18 protein-coding genes are annotated in these 23,599 nt (G+C 71.7%); 13 read left to right on the plus strand and 5 right to left on the minus strand.

What is annotated here, in order from left to right; all coding sequences use genetic code 11:
• A partial coding sequence (locus OERS_RS16505; RefSeq protein ID WP_139107894.1) for a glycosyl hydrolase family 95 catalytic domain-containing protein occupies positions 1 to 2,871 on the minus strand: 2,871 nt, incomplete at its 3' end.
• 81 nt (positions 2,872 to 2,952) lie between these two features.
• On the opposite strand from OERS_RS16505, the gene OERS_RS16510 reads away from it, so the two are divergent.
• From OERS_RS16510 to nrdF, 7 genes are all read left to right on the plus strand, one after another.
• Positions 2,953 to 5,193, plus strand: coding sequence for a beta-galactosidase (locus OERS_RS16510; RefSeq protein WP_083201560.1), 2,241 nt, complete (start codon positions 2,953 to 2,955; stop codon positions 5,191 to 5,193).
• The gene (gene yicI / locus OERS_RS16515) at positions 5,190 to 7,460 is read left to right on the plus strand and encodes an alpha-xylosidase (RefSeq protein WP_068627107.1); all 2,271 of its coding nucleotides are present in this window, start codon (positions 5,190 to 5,192) and stop codon (positions 7,458 to 7,460) included. The genes OERS_RS16510 and yicI overlap by 4 nt, the downstream gene beginning before the upstream one ends.
• A 191-nt stretch (positions 7,461 to 7,651) precedes the next feature.
• On the plus strand, positions 7,652 to 9,142 hold the full coding sequence (locus OERS_RS16520; RefSeq protein WP_083201561.1) for a GH1 family beta-glucosidase: 1,491 nt from the start codon (positions 7,652 to 7,654) through the stop codon (positions 9,140 to 9,142).
• A 561-nt stretch (positions 9,143 to 9,703) separates the two neighbouring features.
• Entirely contained in the window at positions 9,704 to 9,946 is a 243-nt protein-coding gene (gene nrdH / locus OERS_RS16525; RefSeq protein ID WP_056646227.1) for a glutaredoxin-like protein NrdH, read from the plus strand.
• Positions 9,947 to 9,983: 37 nt separating this feature from the next.
• On the plus strand, positions 9,984 to 10,415 hold the full coding sequence (gene nrdI / locus OERS_RS16530) for a class Ib ribonucleoside-diphosphate reductase assembly flavoprotein NrdI (protein ID WP_068627108.1): 432 nt from the start codon (positions 9,984 to 9,986) through the stop codon (positions 10,413 to 10,415).
• On the plus strand, positions 10,385 to 12,544 hold the full coding sequence (nrdE, locus tag OERS_RS16535; RefSeq protein WP_409365929.1) for a class 1b ribonucleoside-diphosphate reductase subunit alpha: 2,160 nt from the start codon (positions 10,385 to 10,387) through the stop codon (positions 12,542 to 12,544). Before nrdI ends, nrdE begins: the two co-directional genes overlap by 31 nt.
• A gap of 236 nt (positions 12,545 to 12,780) precedes the next feature.
• Positions 12,781 to 13,761, plus strand: coding sequence for a class 1b ribonucleoside-diphosphate reductase subunit beta (gene nrdF / locus OERS_RS16540; protein WP_056763957.1), 981 nt, complete (start codon positions 12,781 to 12,783; stop codon positions 13,759 to 13,761).
• Positions 13,762 to 13,932: 171 nt separating this feature from the next.
• Here nrdF and OERS_RS16545 read toward each other — a convergent pair whose 3' ends face one another.
• A complete protein-coding gene (locus OERS_RS16545; protein WP_056646240.1) occupies positions 13,933 to 14,427 on the minus strand; it encodes a phosphoribosyltransferase in 495 nt (164 codons plus the stop codon).
• Positions 14,428 to 14,587: 160 nt separating this feature from the next.
• A complete protein-coding gene (locus OERS_RS16550) occupies positions 14,588 to 15,415 on the minus strand; it encodes an FKBP-type peptidyl-prolyl cis-trans isomerase (RefSeq protein WP_231907665.1) in 828 nt (275 codons plus the stop codon).
• 365 nt (positions 15,416 to 15,780) lie between these two features.
• Here OERS_RS16550 and OERS_RS16555 point away from each other — a divergent pair, with 365 nt between their 5' ends.
• Genes OERS_RS16555 through OERS_RS16565 form a run of 3 tightly spaced genes read left to right on the plus strand, consistent with a single transcriptional unit; the run spans position 15,781 to position 17,810 of the window.
• A complete protein-coding gene (locus tag OERS_RS16555; RefSeq protein ID WP_056646246.1) occupies positions 15,781 to 16,080 on the plus strand; it encodes a hypothetical protein in 300 nt (99 codons plus the stop codon).
• A 27-nt stretch (positions 16,081 to 16,107) separates the two neighbouring features.
• Positions 16,108 to 17,022, plus strand: coding sequence for an alpha/beta hydrolase (locus OERS_RS16560; RefSeq protein ID WP_231907666.1), 915 nt, complete (start codon positions 16,108 to 16,110; stop codon positions 17,020 to 17,022).
• On the plus strand, positions 17,019 to 17,810 hold the full coding sequence (locus OERS_RS16565; RefSeq protein ID WP_068627113.1) for an alpha/beta fold hydrolase: 792 nt from the start codon (positions 17,019 to 17,021) through the stop codon (positions 17,808 to 17,810). Before OERS_RS16560 ends, OERS_RS16565 begins: the two co-directional genes overlap by 4 nt.
• A 113-nt stretch (positions 17,811 to 17,923) precedes the next feature.
• Here OERS_RS16565 and OERS_RS16570 read toward each other — a convergent pair whose 3' ends face one another.
• Together OERS_RS16570 and OERS_RS16575 are read right to left on the minus strand one after the other, a co-directional pair.
• On the minus strand, positions 17,924 to 18,502 hold the full coding sequence (locus OERS_RS16570) for a hypothetical protein (RefSeq protein ID WP_211268502.1): 579 nt from the start codon (positions 18,500 to 18,502) through the stop codon (positions 17,924 to 17,926).
• Positions 18,503 to 18,510: 8 nt separating this feature from the next.
• Complete coding sequence (locus OERS_RS16575) at positions 18,511 to 19,908, minus strand: coiled-coil domain-containing protein (RefSeq protein ID WP_068627115.1); 1,398 nt, start codon at positions 19,906 to 19,908, stop codon at positions 18,511 to 18,513.
• Positions 19,909 to 20,151: 243 nt separating this feature from the next.
• Here OERS_RS16575 and OERS_RS16580 point away from each other — a divergent pair, with 243 nt between their 5' ends.
• The 3 genes from OERS_RS16580 to OERS_RS16590 all read left to right on the plus strand — a co-directional run bounded on the left by OERS_RS16580 (position 20,152) and on the right by OERS_RS16590 (position 23,572).
• Positions 20,152 to 21,480 carry a hypothetical protein gene (locus tag OERS_RS16580; protein ID WP_068627117.1) on the plus strand — a complete coding sequence of 443 codons (1,329 nt, stop codon included), beginning with the start codon at positions 20,152 to 20,154 and terminating at the stop codon, positions 21,478 to 21,480.
• Positions 21,477 to 22,496 carry a hypothetical protein gene (locus OERS_RS16585; RefSeq protein ID WP_068627119.1) on the plus strand — a complete coding sequence of 340 codons (1,020 nt, stop codon included), beginning with the start codon at positions 21,477 to 21,479 and terminating at the stop codon, positions 22,494 to 22,496. The genes OERS_RS16580 and OERS_RS16585 overlap by 4 nt, the downstream gene beginning before the upstream one ends.
• A 131-nt stretch (positions 22,497 to 22,627) precedes the next feature.
• The gene (locus OERS_RS16590) at positions 22,628 to 23,572 is read left to right on the plus strand and encodes a tetratricopeptide repeat protein (protein ID WP_068627120.1); all 945 of its coding nucleotides are present in this window, start codon (positions 22,628 to 22,630) and stop codon (positions 23,570 to 23,572) included.
• Positions 23,573 to 23,599 lie beyond the last annotated feature (27 nt).

Genomic DNA, 23,599 nt, shown 5'->3' on the forward strand with positions numbered 1-23,599 from the left:
GTCCGGGGAGGGGGTCGGGTCCGTGGCGGAGGACGTGCAGGACGCGCCGAGAGCCTCGTGCCCGAGGGCAACCCTAGCGCCGGGGGCGAGGTCGACGTCGGCACGGCGCCCGTCCGCGGTGCGCAGCCGGACGCGGACGGCGCGCGTCGGGGGAGCGGTCAGCCGGACCTCGGTCACGCGCATGTCCCGCCAGGTGATCCCCACGAGGATCCCGCCACGTGCTCGCAGCCCGTCGACCTCGCCCTGGGGCCAGGCCTCGGGCAGCGCGGGCAGCAGGTCCAGGTGGTCGGTGTGGCTCTGGAGGAGCATCTCGGCGATCGCGGCCGTGAGGCCCAGGTTCCCGTCGATCTGGAACGGCGGGTGCGCGCTGAAGAGGTTCGGGTAGAGCCCGCCGCGGTGCGGGGCGGGCCCGCTCTCCAGCGGGCCCGACGGCGACTCGACCGTCCGCAGCGCGAGCCGCACCTGGTCGTGGGCCCGGTCGCCGCGCCCGAGCCGGGCCCACAGCGCGGCCCGCCAGGCGAGGGACCAACCGGTCGACTCGGGGCCGCGCAGGTCGAGGCTCCGCGCCGCGGCCCGGCACAGGTCGGGGTGCTCCTCGGGGGTCAGGCTCCCCAAGGGGAACAGTCCCACGAGGTGCGAGAGGTGCCGGTGCTCGGGCTCGGCCTCGGGCAGGTCCTCGGCCCACTCGAGCACGCCCCCGCGGGCCCCTACCCGGGGGGACGGGAGGAGCGCGACCGCGGCCTCGAGGTCGGACAGCCACCCGGGGGCGTGGCGCGCCGGGCCACCCGGCTCCACGAGCGCCTCGTGCGCCGCGCGGCACGACGCCGCGAGGTCGCGCAGCAGGGCGACGTCCATGGTGGCCGACCTCGTGACCGCCGTGGGCGCGCCGTCGGGCGCGAGGTAGCGGTTCTCCGGAGACGTCGACGGCGAGGTCCAGGCTTGGCGGGGGACCTCGACGAACCCGTCGGCGTCGCGCCGCGCGTCGGTGCAGATCCAGTCCAGCGCGAAGAGTCCCGCGCCCTCGAGCACGGGCCACGCCACGTCGCGCAGATAGCCGGGATCAGGGGCGAACACGTAGTGGTCCCAGACGTGGCGCGCGAGCCAGGTCCCGCCCAGCGCCCAGCTCGCCCAGGCAGGGTCGCCGTGCCCCGCACCCACGGGCCAGGCATGCCCCCAGACGTCGGTGTTGTGGTGCGCGACCCACCCGCGCGTCCCGTAGAGCGTCGCGGCCGCGCGCGCCCCGGTGCCGCGTGCGATGCGGGCCGTGAGGGCGAGCAGGGGCTCGTGGCACTCGGCGAGGTCGGTGGTCTCGGCGGCCCAGTAGTTCATGGGCGTGTTGACGTTGAGCGTGTAGCTGCTGCTCCACGGAGCGGGGAGCTCGTCGTTCCACAGTCCCTGCAGCGTCGCGGGGAGGCCACCGGGTCGTGAGCTCGAGATCAGGAGGTAGCGGCCGTGGTGGAAGGCGAGCGCGGCCAGCGCGGGGTCCGCCGGGTCGGCGTGCGTCGCAGCGACGGCGTGCGGGCGACGCAGGTGGTGCTCGGTCACCGTGGCGCCCGTCGCGTCCCCTCGCACGGGGACCGGCCCGAGCCGGAGCCGGACCCGGTCGAAGAGGCGACGGTGCTCGTCGACGTGGCGGCGCCGAAGACTCTCGACGATGCCTGCGACCGCCTCGTCCGCCCTGGGGCCCGACGAGGCGGGGGAGGCCTGGTCGGACGCACCGGGTCGCTGCGGCTCCCTCGGGGGCTCGACAGTGCTCGACGACCCCGACGAGAGGGCCGCGACGGCGCTCGCGGTCGCCCGGGCAGACGCGTCGGCTCGTGAGCCCGGTCCCGTGGACGTCGGGTCCTGCGACGTCGCGGTCGCGACGACGAGCACGTGCCGCAGCGCCGCGGGCAGGACGAGCCGGCCGTCCTCGACCCGCGCGCCGGGAGCGGCGACGACCGCGACCCCGTGCCGCCCGCCGTCGTCGTACCGCACCGGGACCTCGACGCTCTCGTGGCCCGGAGCGACGTCGACCGGGAGCTGCACCTCGTGCCGCAGGATCCCGCACGCGAGCGCACCAGGGCTCGCGGCGACCTCCCCGCCGGGGTCCGCGCCACCGCGCTCCTCGGGAGCAGGGGCAGCGTCGGCCGACGTCCCGCGCAGGACGCTCGAGACCCGGACCGTGAGGGTGCTCGGCGTGCTGGTCGTGACCGTGTGGACGAGCACCTGGTCGGGTGCGCCGACCCACGTCTCGTGCCGGACGTCGAGACCCTGCGTCGGTCCCGGCAGCGAGTACTCGTGCGACGCGACGGCCTCGTGCAGGTCGAGCCGTCGGGAGTAGCCACGGGTCCCGTGCGCACCGGCGGTCTCGCTCGTCGCGCCGGGAGGGTCCTTCGCCTCGGCCGGTGCGACGCTCACGTGGACGTCGACGAACGGGAGGTAGGCCTGCGCGTACGGAGTCTGCACGTCCTGCAGGAGCTGCTCGGCGCGGCGCGGATCTCCCGCCGTGACGGCCGCCCGGATCTCGGCGAGGTGCGCGGGCCCGTGCGCGCGCGGAGGTTCCGGGGCCCAGGCCGGGGGGCGTGCGTCGGCGCTCGAGAGCCCGCGGCCCGCGAGCGGCTCGGCCCCCGCCCCGGACCACACGGTCGCGTCGTTGACCTGGAGCCGCTCCGTGCCGATCCCGCCGAAGCACATGGCGCCGATCCTCCCGTTCCCCACCGGAAGCGCTTCGATCCATTCTTCCGCGGGACGGTCGTCGACGAGCGACCATCCGTCGAACGGCCCCGTCGGCTCGTCTCGATGCCCATCGGGCCGCGCGATCATGCGGTTTGCCTCCTCGTTCTGCGGGGCGCTCCCCGGCTTTCCCGGGAGCTGTCCTCGACGAAGCATCTCGTCAGGACGCTGGACAGGACCTCGGCGGTCAGACTAGCGTGTTGAACCGCTTCGATGAAGTGGAGACCAGGAGAGGCAATGACGCTACTGACCCCTGACCGCACCGGCGGTCGCCCGTCCCCGCACCAGGGCACGGACCCGGCCCCCGGGCTCTCGCCGTCGACCACCGAGCTCGGCGTGCTGTTCGGCGGTGACTACAACCCCGAGCAGTGGGACCCGGCCGTGTGGCGCGAGGACGCCCGGCTCATGCAGCTGGCAGGGGTCAACCTCGTGACCGTCGGGGTCTTCAGCTGGTCGCGCTACGAGCCGCAGCCGGGCGTGCGTGACTTCGCCTGGATGGACGAGGTGCTCGACCTCCTGCACGCGCACGGCATCGCCGTGGACCTCGCGACCCCGACCGCCTCTCCACCCCCCTGGCTCGGGCACCTGCACCCCGACACTCTGCCGGTCGACGCGGACGGCGTACGCCTGGGCTGGGGATCGCGCAACCAGTTCAGCCCGGCGTCGCGGGTCTACCGCGATCACGCGCTCGCGATCACGCGCGACGTCGTCGAGCGGTACGCGACGCACCCCGCGGTCCGGATGTGGCACGTGGGCAACGAGCTCGGCCAGGTCTGCCACGGCGAGGAGTCCGCCGCGGCCTTCCGGGAGTGGCTGCGCGAGCGTTACGGCTCGCTCGCGGTGCTCAACGAGGCGTGGGGGACCGCGGTGTGGTCGCAGCACTACGGGCAGTGGGAGGAGATCACCCCTCCGCGTCGGGCGCCCTACCACCTCAACCCGACCCAGGTCCTGGACTTCCGGCGATACTCGTCCGACGCGCTGCGGTCGCTGTTCCGCGAGCAGCGCGACGTGATCCGTGGCATCGATCCCGTGCGCCCCGTGACGACGAACTTCATGGGCTTCTTCCCCCTCGTCGACTACTGGTCGTGGGCCGACGACCTGGACGTGGTCGCGGACGACGCCTACCCCGACCCGGCCGACCCGCACGCCCCGAGCACGTCGGCGCTCACGCACGACCTCATGCGCTCGCTCGGGCGCGGTCGGCCCTGGGTCCTCATGGAGCAGGCGGCCGGCGCCGTGAGCTGGCGCCCGCACAACCTCACCAAGTCGCCCGGGCGCTCGCGTCTGGAGTCGCTGCAGGCCGTGGCTCGCGGGGCCGACGCGGTCTGCTTCTTCCAGTGGAGGGCTGCGACCAAGGGGCCCGAGCGCTTCCACTCGGCCATGCTCCCGCACGCGGGCCCCGAGACCCGCGCGCACCAGGGGGTCCGCCGCCTGGGGGCTGACCTCGCGAGGCTGCGCGCCGTCGTCGGCACGCGCGTCGTGGCGCGGGTCGCGGTCCTCTTCGACTGGCCGAGCTGGTGGGCGTCGCAGAGCGAGGCGCTGCCGACCGACCGGCTCGACGCCCTGGCGCAGCTCCGGTCCTGGTACCGCCCCCTGTGGGAGGACGGCGTCGCGGTCGACGTCGCCCGCCCGGGGCAGGACCTGTCGGGCTACGACGTCGTGCTGGCCCCCCAGCTCTACCTGCTCGCCGAGCGGGCGGCCGAGGAGCTGCGCGCGCACGTCGCCCGGGGTGGGACGCTCGTGCTCGGCCCGTTCGGAGGGGTCGCGGACGAGTCCGCGCACGTGCGGACCGGGCGCTTCCCCGCCCTGCTGCGGGACGTCGTCGGGCTCAGCGGGGAGGAGTGGGTACCGCTCCCCGACGACGGCGCGGAGGTCGCCTGGTCGGCAGGGTCGACGGCGGCGCGACCAGGAGGGCGCCCGGGCGAACCGTCCGGGACGCCCGGCGCGACGTCCTCGCGGCCGTCCGTGTCCGAGCCCGCGCCCGTGCCCGCGCCCGTGCCCGCGGCGGGCACGGGCTCGTTCCGTGCCGAGGTCCTGGGCGAGCTCGTGCGCTCCGAGGGGGCCGAGGTCCTCGCGTCGTTCCGCGGCGGTCACCTCGACGGGGGACCGGCGATCACCCGGCACGGGCTCCCGGGGGGCGGTGCGGCCTGGTACGTCGCGACCGTGCCGCCGCAGGACGTCCTCGCGCACGTGCTGCGGCGGGCGCTCGCGGAGGCCGGCGTCGAGGGGGTAGCACCCGCGGTGCGCCTCCCCGGCGTCGAGGTGGTCCGGCGCGGTGACGCGCTCTTCGTGCTGAACCACGGACGGGACACGGTCCGCGTCCGCGTGGAGGACCTGTTCCCGCGCGGCTCCTCGTCCGTCTCCCCATCTCATCCCCGGGCCGAGGTCGTCGACCTCCTGACCGGGCTCCCACCTGCTGCCGGCGAGGTCGTCCTCGCGGCCGACGACGTCGTCGTCCTGATCGAGAGGAACTCATGAAGTTCACGGATGGTTACTGGAAGCTGCTGCCGGGCGTGACGTTGCTGCGGCCGCAGTCGGTCGACGAGGTCGTCGACGACGCGGGCCGGCTCGTGGTGTACGCGCCCACGGCGCCGATCCTGACGCGTGGCGACACGCTCAACCGGCCCCTCGTCACGGTGTCGTTCGACGCGCCCATGGACGACGTCGTGGGCGTGCGCATCGAGCACCACCAGGGGCGCCGGGACCCGGGCCCGCACTTCGAGGTCTCGCGTGCGCCGGGCGACTCCAAGGTCGTCCTGCCCCTCGTCGAGGGCGAGCACGGCGCGTCGCTGACCTCGGGCCGGCTCGCGGCCCGGGTCGCGACCGACGGCGGCTGGCGCGTGGACTTCGTGGCCGACGGCAGGGTCCTGACGAGCTCGACCGACCGCAGCGTCGGGGTCGTCACGACGCCCGACGGCGCCCATCACGTCCGTGAGCAGCTCACGATCGGCGTGGGTGAGCACCTGTACGGCCTGGGCGAGCGCTTCGGTGCGCTGGTCAAGAACGGGCAGTCGGTCGACATCTGGAACGAGGACGGCGGGACGGCGAGCGACCAGGCGTACAAGAACGTCCCGTTCTACCTGTCGGACGCGGGCTACGGCGTGTTCGTGGCGCACCCCGAGAGGGTCTCGTTCGAGGTGGGCACCGAGGTTGTCTCGCGCACGCAGTTCTCGGTCGTGGGCGAGACGCTCCAGTACTACGTGATCTACGGCGCGACGCCCAAGGAGATCCTCAGCCGGTACACCGCGCTCACGGGGCGGCCCGCCAGGGTGCCCGCGTGGTCGTTCGGGCTGTGGTTGTCGACCTCGTTCACGACCGACTACGACGAGGGCACCGTGACCTCGTTCATCGACGGCATGGCCGAGCGCGAGATCCCCCTGAGCGTCTTCCACTTCGACTGCTTCTGGATGCGGCAGTTCCACTGGTGCGACTTCGTGTGGGACCCGGCCACGTTCCCCGACCCCGAGGGCATGCTCGCGCGGCTGCGCGCCAAGGGGCTGCGGATCTCGGCGTGGATCAACCCGTACGTCGCCCAGCGCTCGCACCTGTTCGCCGAGGGGTGCGAGAAGGGGTACCTGGTGCTGACGCCCGCGGGCGACGTCTGGCAGTGGGACATGTGGCAGGCGGGCATGGCGCTCGTCGACTTCACGAACCCCGACGCGAAGGCCTGGTACCTCGCACAGCTCAAGGGCCTGCTGGACCAGGGCGTCGACTGCTTCAAGACCGACTTCGGCGAGCGGATCCCCACGGACGTGGTGTGGCACGACGGGTCGGACCCGCAGCGCATGCACAACTACTACGCGCACCTGTACAACGAGGCCGTGTTCGAGCTGCTGCAGGCCGAGCGCGGCGAGGGCGAGGCGGTGCTCTTCGCGCGGTCGGCGACCGCGGGCGGTCAGCAGTTCCCGGTCCACTGGGGCGGGGACTGCGAGTCGACGTACGCCTCGATGGCCGAGTCGCTGCGCGGCGGTCTCTCGCTCGCGCTGTCGGGGTTCGGGTACTGGAGCCACGACATCGGGGGGTTCGAGGGCACGCCCGACCCGGCGGTCTTCAAGCGCTGGACCGCGTTCGGCCTGCTGTCCTCGCACAGCCGCCTGCACGCCTCGGACTCCTATCGCGTGCCCTGGGCGTTCGACGACGAGGCCGTGGACGTCGCGCGGACCTTCACGCGGCTCAAGATGTCGCTCATGCCGTACCTGGCCAGGGTGGCGGGGGAGGCGCACGGGCAGGGCGTGCCGATGATGCGGCCCATGATGCTCGAGTTCCCGGGCGACCGGGGGACGGCCGGCGTCGACACCCAGTACATGCTGGGCGACGCGCTGCTCGTCGCACCGGTGTTCAGCACCGAGGGCGACGTCGAGTACTACGTCCCGGAGGGCCGCTGGACGAACCTGCTCGACGGGCGCGCGGTGTCCGGGCCGCGGTGGGTGGCCGAGCGGCACGGGTTCGACTCGTTGCCTCTCCTGGTCCGCCCGGGCACGGTCCTGCCGGTCGGTGCGCGCACCGACCGCCCGGACTACGCGTGGGCCGACGGCGTGACGCTGCGCCTGTTCGAGCTGCCCGACGGGCACGACTCGACGACCACGGTCCCGTCCGAGACGGGCGAGCCGACGACGTTCCGCACGCGCCGCGAGGGGAGGAGGGTCACGGTCACCTCGGACGACGCCCGGGCCCCGTGGGCCGTGCAGGTCGGAGACCGCGTCGTCCGGGCCGAGGGGGCGGGGAGCGTCGAGCTGCCCGTCTGACGCTCCTCCCGTCGTGTGGGCGAGGGGAGAGGTGAGCGGCGTCGTCGGGCAGGGAGCCCCGTGCCCGACGGCGCCGCTCGCCCTGGGCCTCGACGTCGCCCCCGCGCGTGGGTACCCTGATCGAATCGATACGTGAGAGCGCTCCCACGCTTTGCACGGACCGTCCAACCCAGAACCACCGAAGGAACACCGTGAGCAACGTCGCTACCCGGCAGGACGCCGGACCCGCACCGTCCACAGCACAGCCACCCGCACGGCGGGCTTTCCCGACCGACTTCCTGTGGGGGTCGGCCACCGCCGCGTACCAGATCGAGGGCGCCGCCGCCGAGGGCGGGCGCGGACCCTCCATCTGGGACACCTACTCCCACACCCCCGGCCGTACCCTGAACGGCGACACGGGCGACGTCGCCGACGACCACTACCACCGGTGGGCCGAGGACGTGCAGCACATCAAGGACCTCGGGCTCGGCGCCTACCGGTTCTCGATCTCCTGGTCGCGCGTCCAGCCCGGCGGCACCGGAGAGTTCAACCCCGAGGGCATCGCGTTCTACTCGCGCCTCGTCGACGCGCTGCTCGAGGCGGGCGTCAAGCCCGTCGTCACGCTCTACCACTGGGACCTCCCGCAGGAGCTCGAGGACCGCGGCGGCTGGGCGAACCGCGAGACCGCGCACGCGTTCGCCGAGTACGCGCGCCGCATGGCCCGCGAGCTCGGCGACCGGATCGACGTGTGGACCACGCTCAACGAACCATGGTGCTCGGCCTACCTCGGCTACGGCTCGGGCGTGCACGCCCCGGGACGCACCGAGCCCGTCGCGGCGCTCGCGGCCGTGCACCACCTCAACCTCGCCCACGGGCTCGCGTGCCTCGCGATCCGCGACGAGCTGGGCAACGACACCATGACGTCCGTGACGCTCAACCTGCACGTGATCCGGCCCGACGACCCCACGTCGGAGGCCGACCTGGACGCGGTCCGGAAGATCGACGGGCTCGCCAACCGGGCGTTCCTCGGCCCGCTGCTCGACGGCGCCTACCCGGCCGACCTGCTCGCCGACACCGCGCACGTGACCGACTGGTCGTTCGTCCAGGACGGCGACCTCGAGATCGTCCGGCAGCCCCTGTCCGTGCTCGGCATCAACTACTACTCGACGACCAAGGTCCGCCACTTCGCGGGCGACGGCGAGCGCGCGGAGAACGACGGCCACGGCGCATCGAGCCACAGCCCGTGGATCGGGGTCGAGGACGTCGAGTTCGTGACGCAGGCGGGCCCGTACACCGCGATGGGCTGGAACATCGAGCCCGCCGGGATGACCGAGCTGCTCCTCTCGGTGCACCGGGCGTACCCGGGCCAGCCGCTCATGGTCACCGAGAACGGTGCGGCGTTCGACGACGAGGTCACGGTCGACGCCGACGGGACCGCGCGGGTCCACGACGACCGTCGTGTTGCCTACCTGCACGACCACATCGACGCGGTGGGTGCTGCGATCGACGCGGGGGCCGACGTGCGCGGGTACTTCGCGTGGTCGCTGCTCGACAACTTCGAGTGGGGCTACGGCTACGACCGTCGGTTCGGGATCATCCGTGTCGACTACGACACGCTCGAGCGCACGTGGAAGGACTCTGCGCACTGGTACCGCCGGCTCGCGACGACCTCGGTGCTGCCCGGGGTGGCGGAGGTCGGCTGACAGCGGTGGTCGACGTCGCCGGTGATCTATCTCGCACCTGTCACGGTCGCGGCGCGACACGCCGACAGAACATGACACGCGGGCGAAATCGTGTCCGGCTTGTCGGGTTCGGAGGTCGGTCGTCCCCCGCGTCACCGCGGGGCCGACCGGCGCTCCGGACCTCTTCGTGCGCTCTGCACAGCATGTGGACGGAGGGCTTCCACAAGCTGTGGAGAAGTCCTCAGGGCCGCTCGGACACGCCGTTCGCGGGCTCCTGTACCGGTGGACGACGGGGTGCATCCGGGGGAGTGTCAGTGCCTCCTGGGAGGATGGATCCGTGCTTGTAGCACACTTCGACGCGTCTCGAGGAAGAGGCGGCGAAGATCGTCCGACCACGACATCTAGTGCCGAGCGCGGAACCCGCCCACTAGGTATAGTGGTCAACACCAGGGAGCGATCGTCTCCCCGGCAAACCACACGGTCGTAGTTCCATCAGCGTTCTTCGAGGTCAGGACCCCAGCAGGGAGTCGGCCTGAGCGCCCCCGCTGGAAGCTCGATCCCCTACCCGAGGAGACTGACCAGATGAGCATCACGGTCTACAGCAAGCCGGCTTGCGTTCAGTGCGACGCGACGTACCGCGCCCTCGACAAGAAGGGCATCGAGTACTCCGTCGTGGACATCAGCCAGGACGCCGAGGCACTCGAGCTCGTGCGCGGCCTCGGCTACCTGCAGGCACCCGTCGTCATCGCGGGCGACGAGCACTGGTCGGGCTTCCGCCCCGACCAGATCAACGCTCTCGCGACGAAGGTCGCTCCCGTCGCCTGACCAGCTCGTCCCACCGGTCCCCGCTGCGAGGTGTGACATGGGATCGCTCGTCTATTTCTCCAGCGCGTCGGACAACACCCACCGGTTCGTCCAGCGCCTGGGCCTCGAGGACCGTGGCTGCACGGTCCACCGCATCCCGCTGCGACCCAAGGACGAGTTCCTGCGGGTCGACGAGCCCTACGTCCTGATGGTCCCGACGTACGGCGGCGGCAACGAGGGCGGGGCGGTGCCCCGCCAGGTCATCAAGTTCTTGAACGACTCACACAACCGGTCGTTGATCCGCGGCGTCATCGCTGCGGGCAACACCAACTTCGGCGAGGCCTACTGCATCGCCGGCGACATCATCTCCTCGAAGTGCCAGGTGCCCTACCTGTACGCCTTCGAACTTCTGGGAACAGCCGAGGACGTCGAGCGCGTCCGCGACGGATTGGGACGATTTTGGCAACGACAGTCACGGATTCCAGCGTGAGCACGGTGGCGGCGGGCGTCGAGCTCGACTACCACGCGCTCAACGCGATGCTCAACCTGTACGGCCCCGACGGCGAGATCCAGTTCGACAAGGACCGCCAGGCAGCGCGCCAGTACTTCCTGCAGCACGTGAACCAGAACACGGTCTTCTTCCACAGCCTGGAGGAGAAGCTCGAGTACCTGGTCGAGAACAAGTACTACGACCCCGCGGTCCTCGACAAGTACGACCGCGACTTCGTCAAGACGCTGTTCGAGTTCGCCTACTCCAAGAAGTTCCGCTTCGACACGTTCCTCGGCGCGTTCAAGTACTACACCTCGTACACGCTCAAGACGTTCGACGGCAAGCGGTACCTCGAGCGCTTCGAGGACCGTGTGTCCATGGTCGCCCTCGGCCTGGCGGACGGCAACGAGCAGACGGCGCTCGACATCGTCGAGGAGATCGTCGCCGGCCGCTTCCAGCCCGCGACCCCCACGTTCCTCAACATCGGCAAGGCGCAGCGCGGCGAGCCCGTGTCCTGCTTCCTGCTGCGCATCGAGGACAACATGGAGTCCATCGCGCGCGGCATCAACTCCGCGCTGCAGCTCTCCAAGCGTGGCGGCGGCGTGGCCCTGCTCCTGAGCAACATCCGTGAGCACGGCGCCCCGATCAAGCACATCGAGAACCAGTCCTCGGGCGTCATCCCCGTGATGAAGCTCCTCGAGGACTCCTTCTCCTACGCGAACCAGCTCGGGGCCCGCCAGGGAGCCGGCGCGGTCTACCTGCACGCGCACCACCCCGACATCATGCGTTTCCTCGACACGAAGCGTGAGAACGCCGACGAGAAGATCCGCATCAAGACGCTGTCGCTCGGTGTGGTCATCCCGGACATCACGTTCGACCTGGCGAAGAAGAACGAGGACATGTACCTGTTCTCGCCGTACGACGTCGAGCGCGTCTACGGCAAGCCCTTCGCCGACATCTCGGTCACCGAGAAGTACGACGAGATGGTCGACGACGCACGCATCCGCAAGACGAAGATCAAGGCCCGCGAGTTCTTCCAGACCCTCGCCGAGCTGCAGTTCGAGTCCGGCTACCCGTACGTCATGTTCGAGGACACGGTCAACAAGGCGAACCCCATCAAGGGTCGCATCACGCACTCGAACCTGTGCTCGGAGATCCTCCAGGTCTCGACGCCCTCGACGTACAACGAGGACCTGTCGTACGACCACGTCGGCCGCGACATCTCGTGCAACCTCGGCTCGCTCAACATCGCCAAGACGATGGACTCGCCGGACTTCGCCAAGACCATCGACACCGCGATCCGTGCCCTGACGGCCGTGTCCGACCAGACGAGCATCGAGTCCGTCCCGTCGATCAAGCGCGCCAACGAGTCGGGCCACGCGATCGGCCTCGGCCAGATGAACCTGCACGGGTACCTCGCTCGCGAGCGCGTCTTCTACGGCTCCGAAGAGGGCATCGACTTCACGAACATCTACTTCTACACCGTGGCCTACCACGCGATCGCGGCGAGCAACCGCCTCGCGATCGAGCGGGGCCGCGCGTTCGGCGGGTTCGAGGACTCGACCTACGCCTCGGGCGAGTACTTCGCGAAGTACACGGACCAGGTGTGGGAGCCCGCGACGCCGCGCGTCAAGGAGCTGTTCGAGACCGCCGGCGTGCACATCCCCACGCAGGAGGACTGGAAGACCCTGGCCGCCTCCGTCAAGGAGCACGGCATCTACAACCAGAACCTCCAGGCGGTCCCGCCGACCGGTTCGATCAGCTACATCAACAACTCGACGTCGTCGATCCACCCGGTCGCGGCCAAGATCGAGATCCGCAAGGAAGGCAAGATCGGGCGCGTCTACTACCCGGCGCCCTACCTGACGAACGACAACCTGGAGTACTACCAGGACGCGTACGAGATCGGCTACGAGAAGATCATCGACACGTACGCCGCGGCGACGCAGCACGTGGACCAGGGCCTGAGCCTCACGCTGTTCTTCAAGGACACCGCGACCACGCGCGACGTCAACCGCGCGCAGATCTACGCATGGCGCAAGGGCATCAAGACCCTGTACTACATCCGCCTGCGCCAGCTCGCGCTCGAGGGCACCGAGGTGGAGGGTTGCGTCTCCTGCATGCTCTGATTGCCTGAAGCAATCACCTGAGTTCCACGGCCTCTGCGGAGGGGGCGCGGGTCTGCCATCCGGCCGTTCGTTCCTCACGGCCTCCCGCCAGACCCGACCACGACCCGCGCCCCCTCCGCGCCGGCCGCTCGATCTCTCTCCTGGGTTCGCCACACTCGGCCCAGGGGAGAGATGCTGACTGTTGAATGTCGTTCGTGCCCCGGCTCGGCTGCGGGCGTTGGAGAGAGAAGTAGTCGATGTCACCCACTGGGAAGCTCAAGCTCATCGATCGCGTGTCCGCGATCAACTGGAACCGTCTCGACGACGACAAGGACGCCGAGGTCTGGGACCGTCTCGTCGGGAACTTCTGGCTCCCCGAGAAGGTGCCGGTCTCGAACGACATCCAGAGCTGGGCCACGCTCACCGAGGAGGAGAAGACGCTCACCATGCGCGTCTTCACCGGCCTCACGCTCCTGGACACCATCCAGGGCACCGTGGGCGCCGTGTCGCTCATCCCTGACGCGATCACCCCGCACGAGGAGGCCGTGTACACGAACATCGCCTTCATGGAGTCCGTGCACGCCAAGAGCTACTCGTCGATCTTCTCGACGCTGTGCTCGACGCGCGAGATCGACGAGGCGTTCCGCTGGTCGGAGGAGAACCCCAACCTCCAGCGCAAGGCCGAGATCGTCATGGAGTACTACAAGGGCGACTCGCCGCTCAAGCGCAAGGTCGCGAGCACGCTGCTCGAGTCCTTCCTGTTCTACTCGGGCTTCTACCTGCCCATGTACTGGTCGAGCCGCGCCAAGCTCACCAACACGGCCGACCTGATCCGCCTCATCATCCGCGACGAGGCCGTGCACGGGTACTACATCGGCTACAAGTTCCAGAAGGGGCTCGAGAAGCTGAGCCCCGAGGAGCGTGACGAGATGAAGGCCTACACGTACGAGCTCCTGTTCGAGCTCTACGAGAACGAGGTCCAGTACACCGCGGACCTCTACGACGGCGTGGGCCTCACCGAGGACGTCAAGAAGTTCCTGCGCTACAACGCCAACAAGGCCCTCATGAACCTGGGCTACGAGGCGCTGTTCCCCAAGGACGAGACCGACGTCAACCCGGCGATCCTGTCCGCACTGTCCCCGAACGCCGACGAGAACCACGACTTCTTCTCCGGCTCGGGCTCGTCGTACGTGATCGGCAAGGCCGTGAACACCGAGGACGACGACTGGGACTTCTGATCCCGCTCGGCAGCACCGCACTCACGGGCTGACCACGATCCAACGACGGACGCCCCGCCACTCCGGAAGGAGCGGCGGGGCGTCCGTCGTTCGAGGACCGGTGGCGTCGGCAGGGCCCGACCAGCGCGGCCGGCGAACCGGCGGCGGTGATCCGTGCTGCCGGTCAGAGCGTCAGTCGTTCGGCCTCGCCAGCGCGCCCTCGACCGGAGGCTCGGCCGACCACGGGAACGTGATCCACCGGTCGGTCTCCTTCCAGGAGAAGTCCGGCTGGAGGATCGTGCGCGGCTTGGTGTAGAGCACGGCCGAGCGTGCCTCGGTGCCGTGCTCGGCGAGCAGGTCCATGACCAGGGCGAGCGTCCGGCCCGAGTCCGCGACGTCGTCGACCACGAGGACCTTGGACCCCGGGAGCTCCGACGTGTCCATGAGCGGAGGAAGGACGCGGGGGTCCGCGAGCGTCTGACCGATGTCCGTGTAGAACTCCACGTTGAGCGTCCCGACGCCCTTGGTGCCCAGCGCGTAGGCCACGGCCCCGCCGGGCAGCAGCCCGCCGCGGGCGATCGCGACCACGACGTCGGGCTGGAAGCCGCCCGCGACCACCTGCTCGGCCAGCTGCCTGGACGCGGTGCCGAACAGCTCCCACGTCATGACTTCGCGCTCTGTGCTCATGGACAGAGCCTAGGGGCAGCCCCTGTGAGGTGGCCCGCCCAACGGCCCGCGCCGGACGTCACCGTCCAGCACGCGAGAAGGGCCACCCCCCGCGAGCGGGAGGTGGCCCTTCGGCGATCCGACGGCCCTCGACGGCTCAGCCGTCAGGAAGGCGTGTGGATCAGGAAGCATCCAGGATGTCGAGCACGAAGATCAGGGTCTCGCCGCCGAGGGGGTTGGACTCGCTGGCCTCAGCACCGTAGGCGAGCTCCGGCGGGATGACCAGCAGCACCTGGCTACCGACCGTCTGCCCGACGAGGCCCTGCTGCCAGCCCTGCACGAGGTTCGTGAGCGGGATGTTCAGCGGGGAGCCGTTCTCCCACGACGAGTCGAAGACCGTGCCGTCCATCTTCCACCCGGTGTAGTTCGCGGTGATCGTGTCGTCTGCGGCGACCTCAGGGCCGGTGCCCTTGATGAGGGTCTGCGTGACGAGCTCCGTGGGAGCGGTGTAGCCCTCGGGGATCGCGATGCTGGGCTTGCCCGTGTCGTCCAGCGTGACGACCGGCAGACCGTCGGCCGGGGTCACGGCCTCGCCCTCGGCGCGCGTGGGGATCGTCTTGGCGCCGGTCACCTCGACGATGGAGATGCTCGTCGAGCCGTCCTGGCCGGGCGCGGCGAAGATGAAGCGCGTGCCGACCTTCTGGCCCGTGAGGATCTCGTTGAGCACGGGGTAGAGCGACGGGTCGCCCAGCGTGATGGTGTCGACCTGGCTCTCGTCGCCCCACATCGACCCGAGGACGCTGGCGTCCTTGCCGGCGTAGAGGATCGACTTCATGGTGAGCTGCTGACCCTCTTCGAGGTCCGCGCCCGTTCCTTCGACGTCGATGCGGGCCGTGGCCGTCGAGACGGTGAAAGGCGTCTCGAACTCCGCAGTGGGCTCGGTGCCGATGTCGCCCGTGACCTTGATGGCCTCGACCGCGGCGATGTCCTCCGCCGTGGGGGCTGCCACGCCGGTGTCTGCCGGTGCCGACTCGCTGGGGGACGGGCTGGCGCTCCCGCCGTCTCCGGACGCACAACCGGACAGGACGAGGGCGGTACCCAGGGCGATCGCGACGAGGCCGCGAGAGGTACGGAGCTTCACAAGGATCCTTCGTTCGGGGGTGTCCGCGCACGACCGGGAGTGAACACGGCGACGAGCACGGGAGTGGCGGGCCCCGCAACTCTAGCCGCACTCTCTGGGAGTGTGCTGAAAACGGACGCGGGTGGCCGTCGCTGTCGCGACCTGAGCGCACTCGTCGTTGTCGCGACGGCGAGCACTCGTCGCTGTCGCGACGGCGAGCACTCGTCGCTGTCGCGACCGTGGACAATGGAACCGTGCCCTCGAAACGTCCCTCACGCCGTCGTCCCTGGGGAGCGGAACCCCCTCCGCTCGACCTCAACCGTGCCCTGGGCGGCATGCGGTCCGAGTCCGGGCCCGACGGCGAGTGGACCGTCCGCACCGTCCGGCAGAGCGACAAGTCGTACGTGTGCCCGGGATGCCGGCAGAACGTCCCCGCCGGGACGAGCCACGTCGTCGCGTGGGCCAAGGACTCGATGTTCGGCGCGCAGTCCGCGCTCGAGGACCGCCGCCACTGGCACACGGGGTGCTGGGAGGCGCGCGCCCGGCGCCGTTGAGGGAGACCCCGGCTAGGCTCGGTCGTGATGAACGCGCACAGTCCTGACCCCGCGACCGACCGTCCAGCCGCGCCCGCAGCGCCGTCCCCGGAGCTGCCCACGGCCCCCGAGGGCAAGCCCGCCGAGCACGGCGCCCCGATCCGCTCGCTCACGGTCCTGCCGGCCCGCCGCGAGGACGTCGAGCTCCACACCGCCGACGGCCTGACGCTCGTGGGCGAGCTCGCCCTCCCGGCGCACGCTGCGCCGTCGGGCACCTTGATCACCCTGCACCCGCTGCCCACGCACGGCGGCTACATGGACTCCCACGTCTACCGCAAGGCCGCGTGGCGCCTGCCCGCTCTCGCGGACCTCGCGGTGCTGCGCTTCAACACGCGCGGCACGTCGTCGCCGCGCGGCACGAGCGAGGGCGCGTTCGACGGCGGCGAGGCCGAGCGCTTCGACGTCGCCGCGGCGATCGAGCTGGCCGAGTTCCACGACCTGCCCCACCGCTGGCTCGTGGGATGGTCGTTCGGGACCGAGCTCGTCCTCAAGCACGGCACGGACCCCGGCATCGAGGGCGCGATCCTGCTCTCCCCGCCCCTGCACCGCGCGACCGACGCGGACCTGGACCGGTGGGCCGCGTTCGGCAAGCCGCTCGTGGTCCTGGTCCCCGAGCTCGACGACTACCTGCGCCCCGAGGAGGCCCGCCGCCGGTTCGCGCGCGTGCCCCAGGCCGAGGTCATCGCGGTCGAGGGCGCCAAGCACCTGTGGGTGGGGGAGCCGTCGGTGCGCCGGGTCCTCGACGAGATCGTCTCCCACGTCCGCCCCGGATTCCCGGTGCCGCTCCCCACGACGTGGGACGCGCAGACCGAGACGGGCACCGACACCGAGGCCTCCGACCAGGCCTCGTACGACGCGAGCCGCACGCACGTCCAGCCGACGACGACAGGACAGACACCATGACCACCACCCCGCACCTCGCCCTGCACACCCTGCGTGAGGGGCACGGGCTTCCCGTGCTGCTCGTGCACGGCTTCCCGCTCGACCACCGCATGTGGGATGACACCGCCGCGGCGCTGCCGAGCGGCATCACGGTCCTCGCGGTCGACCTCCCGGGCCTGGGCGAGAGCCCGCTCGGGGGAGAACCGCCCTCGATCGAGGCCGCCGCCGACGCCGTGGTCGTCGCGGCCCGCGCCGCCGGGATCGAGCGCGCCGTGGTCGTGGGCATGTCGATGGGGGGCTACGTCGCGCTCGCCGCGGCCGAGCGCCATGCGGACTTCGTGGTGGCACTGGGCCTCGTGGACACCAAGTCGACGGCCGACGACGACGCGGCCCGTGCGAACCGCCTGCGCATCGCGGACGCGGTCAGCGAGAGCCGCACGGTCGACGCGGTCCTCGGGATGCCGGGAGCGCTGCTGGGCGCGACGAGCAAGGTCGCGCGCCGTGGTCTGACGGCTCGCCTCGAGGAGTGGATCCGTTCCCAGCGGCCCGACGGCGTCGCGTGGGCCCAGCGTGCCATGGCCGCCCGCCCGGACCGCACCGAGGTGCTGGCCCGCTTCGCGGGCCCGGTGGCCGTGGTCGTGGGCGAGGAGGACACGCTCACCCCGATCGAGGCGGCCGAGCACCTGGTCGCCGCGGCCCCCGGGGCGACGCTCGTCGTGGTGCCCGCCGCGGGGCACATGAGCGCGGTCGAGGACGCACCGGCGGTCGCGAACGCGATCGGCGACCTCTGGGCCGTCGCCCGGGACTGACGCCCGGGACCTGTGCTGCCTGCCGGGCTGCGGGAGGTGTCCCGTGGCCCGGCAGAGGCCGTGGTCTCGTTCTCGGGCTCGGCAGAGGAGGTCCAGCGGCCGTCGCCGGGCGGTCAGCCGCGCTCGAGCACCAGCTCGATCGCGTCCGCGAGCGAGATGGACTCGCCGTCGCGCCCGCCCTTGCCGAGCACGAGCGGCGGGTCCGACGGGACGAGGGTCGCACCCCGGAGCCGGGCCGAGAGCCCGCCCTGGACGCTGAGGATGTAGAACGACGCGTCGGTGCCGACGCCGAGCGTCCGGTTCTTGCGCAGGTACCAGCCGAGCGTCCTGGTGCGGTACGTCGCGTCCCCCGCGTACGAGCGGGCCTGGAGCGGGACCGGGGCGATGCCGCGGCGCTCGGCCTCGGCGACGAACTCCCGGAGCAGCTCGGCGGCCTCGGCAGACTCCAGCGCGCGGCGACGCTCGAGCTCGTTCGCCTGGTGAGCCGCCGCCTCGGTGCGCTGAGCACGCCAGGCCGCGACGTCGTCGGGCGTGGTGCTGCTCGCGGCTCGCCCTGCGGTGCCGCCGAGCGCGCCGGCGGTGCCGCCGGCGTCGTTCGTCGCGTGCGTGCCGGCGGCAGGGCCGTGAGGGCCGGGAGCAGACGACGGCGACGACCCGGGCAAGCCCTCGGTGTCGTCGCCGTCGTGCGTCATGGCCGTGCTCAGGCCTTCGCGGAGGCGGAGGAATCCGAGGACTTCGAGGACGCGGAGTCCTCGCTCTCCTCGCCCTCGACCTCGACCTGCGGGAACTCCGCGGTCATGAGGTTCGCGGCCCGAGCGCGCTGCGCCGGCGTGCCTGCGATGGCCACGGCCGGAGCCGCCTTGGCCTTGGCCGCGCCGCCCTCGCCGTCGCCGAGCAGCCCGCGCAGTTCGTCGAGGTAGGTGTTGATCGACTCGTGCTGACGCGTGAGGTCCTCGAGCTGACGCTGGGCGGCCGCCCGCTGCTGCTCGGCCTCGGCCTTGGCGTCCCCGACGGTCTGCTCGGCGAACTCGCGCGCCTCGGCGACCACGCGGTCCGCGTTGTGCCGCGCGGTCGCGATGACCTCCTTGACGTAGTCGTCGGACTCGGTGCGGACCTTCTCGGCCTGCTCGAGAGCGGTGACCACGCGGTGCTCGGCGTCGGACGCGTGCGCCTCGGCGGTCGCGACGAGCTTCTCGGTCTCCTCCTTGGCCGTCTGGTGGCGCTGCGCGCTCTCCAGCTCGGCCTCCTCGCGGCGGCGGGCGATGTCCAGCTCGGCCTCGGCCAGCGCGGTCCGCGCCTTCTCGCGCAGCTCCTCCATCTCGGAGGTCACGGCGTTCGCGGCCTCGGACGCCGCACGCTTGGCCTCGGCGACCTGGCGCTCGGCCTCGCGACGCGTGGTCTCGCGGAGCTCGGTGGTCTCGCGCTCGGCAGCCTCGCGCATCGCGGCCGTCTCGGCGGCGACGCGGGCGCGCAGCTCGGCGGTCTCGCGCTCGGTCGCGACGCGCAGCTCGGTGGTCTCGCGCTCGACCTGGGCGCGCAGGGTGCCCAGCTCGCGCTCGAGGCTCGACCGGCGCTCGCTCTCCTCGGTGTTCAGGGCGCTCTGGATGCGGGCAGCCTCGCGCTCGGCGGAACCCACGAACTCCTCGGCACGGCGCTGCGCGCCGACCAGGGTGCTCTCGGTCTCCGAGGCGGCCGTGGACCGGATCTCCTCGGCCTCGCGACGAGCGCCCGAGAGCAGCTCGGCGACCTCGTTCTCGGCGCGCGAGCGGATCTGGCCCCCCGCGACCTTGGCGCGCGACATGATGTCGACGGCCTGGGCGTTGGCCTGGGCCAGGATGTCGGCCGACTGCTCCTCCGCGGAACGCAGGAGCTGCTCGATGCGCGACCCCAGTCCCGAGTAGGAGGGGCGGTCGGACTCGCGCAGCTGGCGCTGAGCGTCCTGGAGGTCCGACGTGAGCTGCACAGCCCGGGCGTCGGCGGACTCGGCCCGGTGACGGGCCGCCTCGAGGTCCTTCTCGAGCTTGGCCAGCTGGCCTTCCACCATGATGCGGTCGTAGCCGCGCATGGTGATGGGGAACAGTGTGCGTTCGTCGGACACGGGTCGACCTTCCGCTTCGGGCTGGTCCACGCCAGCGCTGTTGTCGGGACGTATCGTTCGGTGGGGGTACCGGTCGCCCGACCTGTGGATCGTCACCCAGGATACGTGGCCCAACTGTGTCCTGAATACCCGGAATGGGTAGCGTCACGGTGTCGCGGGGACTTCGTGAAGAGTCTGCGGCGATCGTCGCCATCCGGCGAACTTTCGAATCCAGCAGGCGTTCGCCTCTATTGTGGAATGTCCATGACGAAGGGAAACTCGGTGCTTCAACGAATCCTGGCCGCCGGCCTGATCGTGCTCGGCCTGGTAGGGATCGGCACAGGAGTCGCCTCCGCGACCCTCTGGCGTGAGAGCGAGACGGTCGTCGCGACGGCCGCTGCCGACGGCTCGTCGCCGCTGGTCGTCTCGGAGCCCGGGGTCCTCGACCTGGTCGACGGTGACGTGACCGTCACGGCGAAGACAGCGGACGAGAAGCCCGTGACGCTCGTGATCGGGCGCGACGTGGACGTCACCGGATGGGTCGGCACCGACGCGCACTCCGTCATCACGGGCCTCACCGACTGGGAGACGCTCGCGACGAAGCCCGTCGCGACGACGACGCCCGCCGAGGAGACTCCTGCCGAGGGAGAAGCCCCCGCAGAGGGTGAGGCGCCCGCCGAGGGTGAGGCGCCCGCAGAGGGTGACGCCGCTGCGGACGCCACGGCCGAGGCGCCCGTCGTGGGCGTGGACCCCGCCGGCTCCGACATGTGGTTCGCCGAGACCGCCGGTGCGGGAGAGGTCAGCCTGCGCTGGTCCGACCGTCCGGGCCGTTGGAGCCTGCTCGCGGCCGGGACCGGTGAGGACCCGGCGAGCCCCGTCGTGACCCTGACCTGGGCCCGTGAGGTCTCGACCCCGTGGCAGTGGCCGGGGATCGCGGGTGGCTCGCTGCTCCTGGTCGCCGGACTGGCCATCGGTGTCCTCTCGTTCGTGGGCGGCAAGAAGGACAAGGACGCCGACGGCGGCGGCAGCACGAAGAAGAGCCGCACGAAGGGCAAGGGTCGGACGGCTCGTACCGGTACCGGTTCCGGGGCGCCGGAGACCACGAGCGGCACCGGGGACACCAGTCCTGCCGCGCCGACCGAGCGTCGTGCCGACGCCGGACGGCCCAGCCGTGCGGCGACGTCGACCGAGTCCGCCGGGCAGCCCCAGACGATCGCGCCGGAACCGCCCGCCCAGACCGGCGCGACAGGGACCCTGACCCGTCGTGAGCTGCGCGAGAAGGCCGAGCGGGACCGCCTCGCGGCCGAGCGCCTGGCCCAGGAGGACGCGCGGGCACAGCGCCCGCGCAACCGCTGGATGACCGGGCAGATCCCTGTCGTGCGACGAGAGCGGAACGCGACGGCCGCGCAGCCGGTCGTCCCCGCCCCCTCGGCCGACACGGACGCGGGGTCCGCCGGTGGCAGCTCGGCCACGGCCCGCGCCGACGCGTGGCGCCAGGCGTGGGGCTTCGGCCAGACGCAGGCCGCCCAGCCCGCGGCATCCGACGAGAACGACCAGACCCAGAACCCCGACTCGACCGGAGGAGACCGATGAGCCAGCGCAACTCCCGCCGCTCCACGGCCCGTACGGCCGCGGTGGCCGGCGCCGTCCTCGGCGCGCTCCTGCTCGCAGGCTGCACGTCGCCCGTTCCCACCCCCACCGTCGACGACAGCTCGGCCAGCGCCGAGCCCGCACTGACCGTCGAGCAGATGGCCGAGGTCCGTGAGGCCGTCGGCGCGACCCTCGACGCGGCCAACGCGACCCACGACGCGTCCCAGCTCGCGACCCGGCTCAGCGGGCCGGCGCTGTCGCTGCGCACCAGCCAGCTCGGCGTGGCCGCGACCCGTGGCAACGGCGACCTGGTGACGGTCCTGCCCACGGCCGTCCAGCAGGACATCATCACGACGACCGACTCCTGGCCCCGGCAGGCCTACGCCGTGACCGAGCAGCCCGAGGACCTCCAGTCCCCGCGGCTCCTCGGGTACGAGCAGACCACGGCGCGCGACCCGTACAAGCTCTGGGCCTGGGTGCGCCTGTTCCCGAGCGTCAAGCTGCCGAGCTTCGCGGGGGCCGCGGTGGGCAGCGAGTCCGTCCCGCTCGACGACCCGTCGCTCCTCATGACGCCCACGGACGCGGTCGCGCAGTACGCCGACGTCCTCAACCTGGGGGCCGGCTCGGGCTTCGCGGCCTCGTTCGCCGACGACCCGCTGCGCGCCTGGGTCGCGACCAACGCGCAGACGCAGGCGGCCCCGCTCGCCACGGCGGCGGGCACGCAGACCATGACGTTCACGCCCACCGCGGGCGAGGCGCGCGCGGTGCGCACGGCCGACGGCGGGGCGATGGTCATGGCCGCGATGACGGCCCTCGAGACCCGCACCGCGGAGGAGGGCGCGAAGATCACGCCCGGCACCGAGACGGAGAAGGCCCTCTTCGGTGCGACCCCTCCGACGAACGTCCTCAACGTGGGCTACACGACCATGGTCGCGATGTACATCCCGCCGGCCGACGCCACCACGGGCGTCCAGGTGCTCGGTATGGAGAACATCGTCACGTCGGTCGCGACCTCGTAGGTGGTCCCGGGGTTCGGCAGGACGGGGCGTGCAGCCCTGCCGGCGTCGGACCCCGGCGGCCGCCGAGCGTCGTCGAACCTTCTCGCCGAGCTGCCGCGTCGCGGCACCACGATCTTCCTTAGGATGAGCGCATGAGCCAACCGAGCCAGCAGCCGAACTTCGACGTGCGCGGCGCCGTCGACCTGTCGTCCCTGAACCGTCCGTCGGCGCCTCCGCCCGGGACGCCCGGCGGTGCGCCCGAGGCCGGCGGCTACGTCGTCGACGTGACCGAGGAGACGTTCCCGCAGCTCGTCCAGGACTCCACGCAGTACCCGGTCGTGGTCCTGCTGTGGATCCCCACCGACCAGGCGAACGCACAGCTGGGCACCGAGCTGGGAGCGATCGCGGAGGAGTTCGCGGGCCGCTTCCTCCTGGGCCGCGTCGATGCCCAGACCTACCCGCAGATCGCCGCGGCCTTCCAGGTCGAGAGCGTGCCGACGGTCGTGGCGATCGTCGGGGGCCAGCCGGTCCCGCTCTTCCAGGGTGCCGCCGCAGGCGACCAGGTCCGCGCGGTCCTGCAGCAGGTGCTGCAGATCGCCGAGGGCAACGGCGTCACGGGCCGTGCTCCCGCGCAGGGGGTCCCGAACCCCGACGCAGAGGTGGCCGCGGAGCCCGAGCCCGAGCTCCCACCGCTGCACCAGGAGGCGTTCGACGCGATCGAGCGCGACGACCTCGAGGCAGCCGTCGCGGCGTACCAGAAGGCCATCAAGCAGGACCCGCGGGACCACCTCGCGGCCGCCGGCCTGGCACAGGTGGGCCTGCTGCGCCGCACGCGCGACCTCGACCTCCAGGCGACGCGCGAGGCGGCCGCGGCGAGGCCCACCGACCTCGCCGCGCAGCTCGACGTCGCGGACATGGACATGCTGGGCGGCAAGGTCGAGGACGCGTTCGGTCGTCTGCTCGACCTCCTGCCCGGCGCGAGCGCCGAGGACAAGGAGACGCTGCGCCTGCGCCTCGTCGACTACTTCGAGATCCTCGGCCCCACCGACCCGCGCGTCGGCAAGGCACGCCAGCTCCTGGCGATCAACCTGTACTGACGACCTCGAAGGGCCTCGGCACGCGTC

The organism is Oerskovia enterophila, from assembly GCF_001692445.1.
Lineage (GTDB): Bacteria > Actinomycetota > Actinomycetes > Actinomycetales > Cellulomonadaceae > Oerskovia > Oerskovia enterophila.

Coding starts and splice junctions, on each gene's coding strand:
- OERS_RS16510 (WP_083201560.1), top strand. CDS start 2,953: ATGACGCTACTGACCCCTGACCGCACCGGCGGTCGCCCGTCCCCGCAC.
- yicI (WP_068627107.1), top strand. CDS start 5,190: ATGAAGTTCACGGATGGTTACTGGAAGCTGCTGCCGGGCGTGACGTTG.
- nrdH (WP_056646227.1), top strand. CDS start 9,704: ATGAGCATCACGGTCTACAGCAAGCCGGCTTGCGTTCAGTGCGACGCG.
- nrdI (WP_068627108.1), top strand. CDS start 9,984: ATGGGATCGCTCGTCTATTTCTCCAGCGCGTCGGACAACACCCACCGG.
- nrdF (WP_056763957.1), top strand. CDS start 12,781: ATGTCACCCACTGGGAAGCTCAAGCTCATCGATCGCGTGTCCGCGATC.
- OERS_RS16545 (WP_056646240.1), bottom strand. CDS start 14,427: ATGAGCACAGAGCGCGAAGTCATGACGTGGGAGCTGTTCGGCACCGCG.
- OERS_RS16560 (WP_231907666.1), top strand. CDS start 16,108: ATGAACGCGCACAGTCCTGACCCCGCGACCGACCGTCCAGCCGCGCCC.
- OERS_RS16565 (WP_068627113.1), top strand. CDS start 17,019: ATGACCACCACCCCGCACCTCGCCCTGCACACCCTGCGTGAGGGGCAC.
- OERS_RS16570 (WP_211268502.1), bottom strand. CDS start 18,502: ATGACGCACGACGGCGACGACACCGAGGGCTTGCCCGGGTCGTCGCCG.
- OERS_RS16580 (WP_068627117.1), top strand. CDS start 20,152: ATGACGAAGGGAAACTCGGTGCTTCAACGAATCCTGGCCGCCGGCCTG.
- OERS_RS16585 (WP_068627119.1), top strand. CDS start 21,477: ATGAGCCAGCGCAACTCCCGCCGCTCCACGGCCCGTACGGCCGCGGTG.
- OERS_RS16590 (WP_068627120.1), top strand. CDS start 22,628: ATGAGCCAACCGAGCCAGCAGCCGAACTTCGACGTGCGCGGCGCCGTC.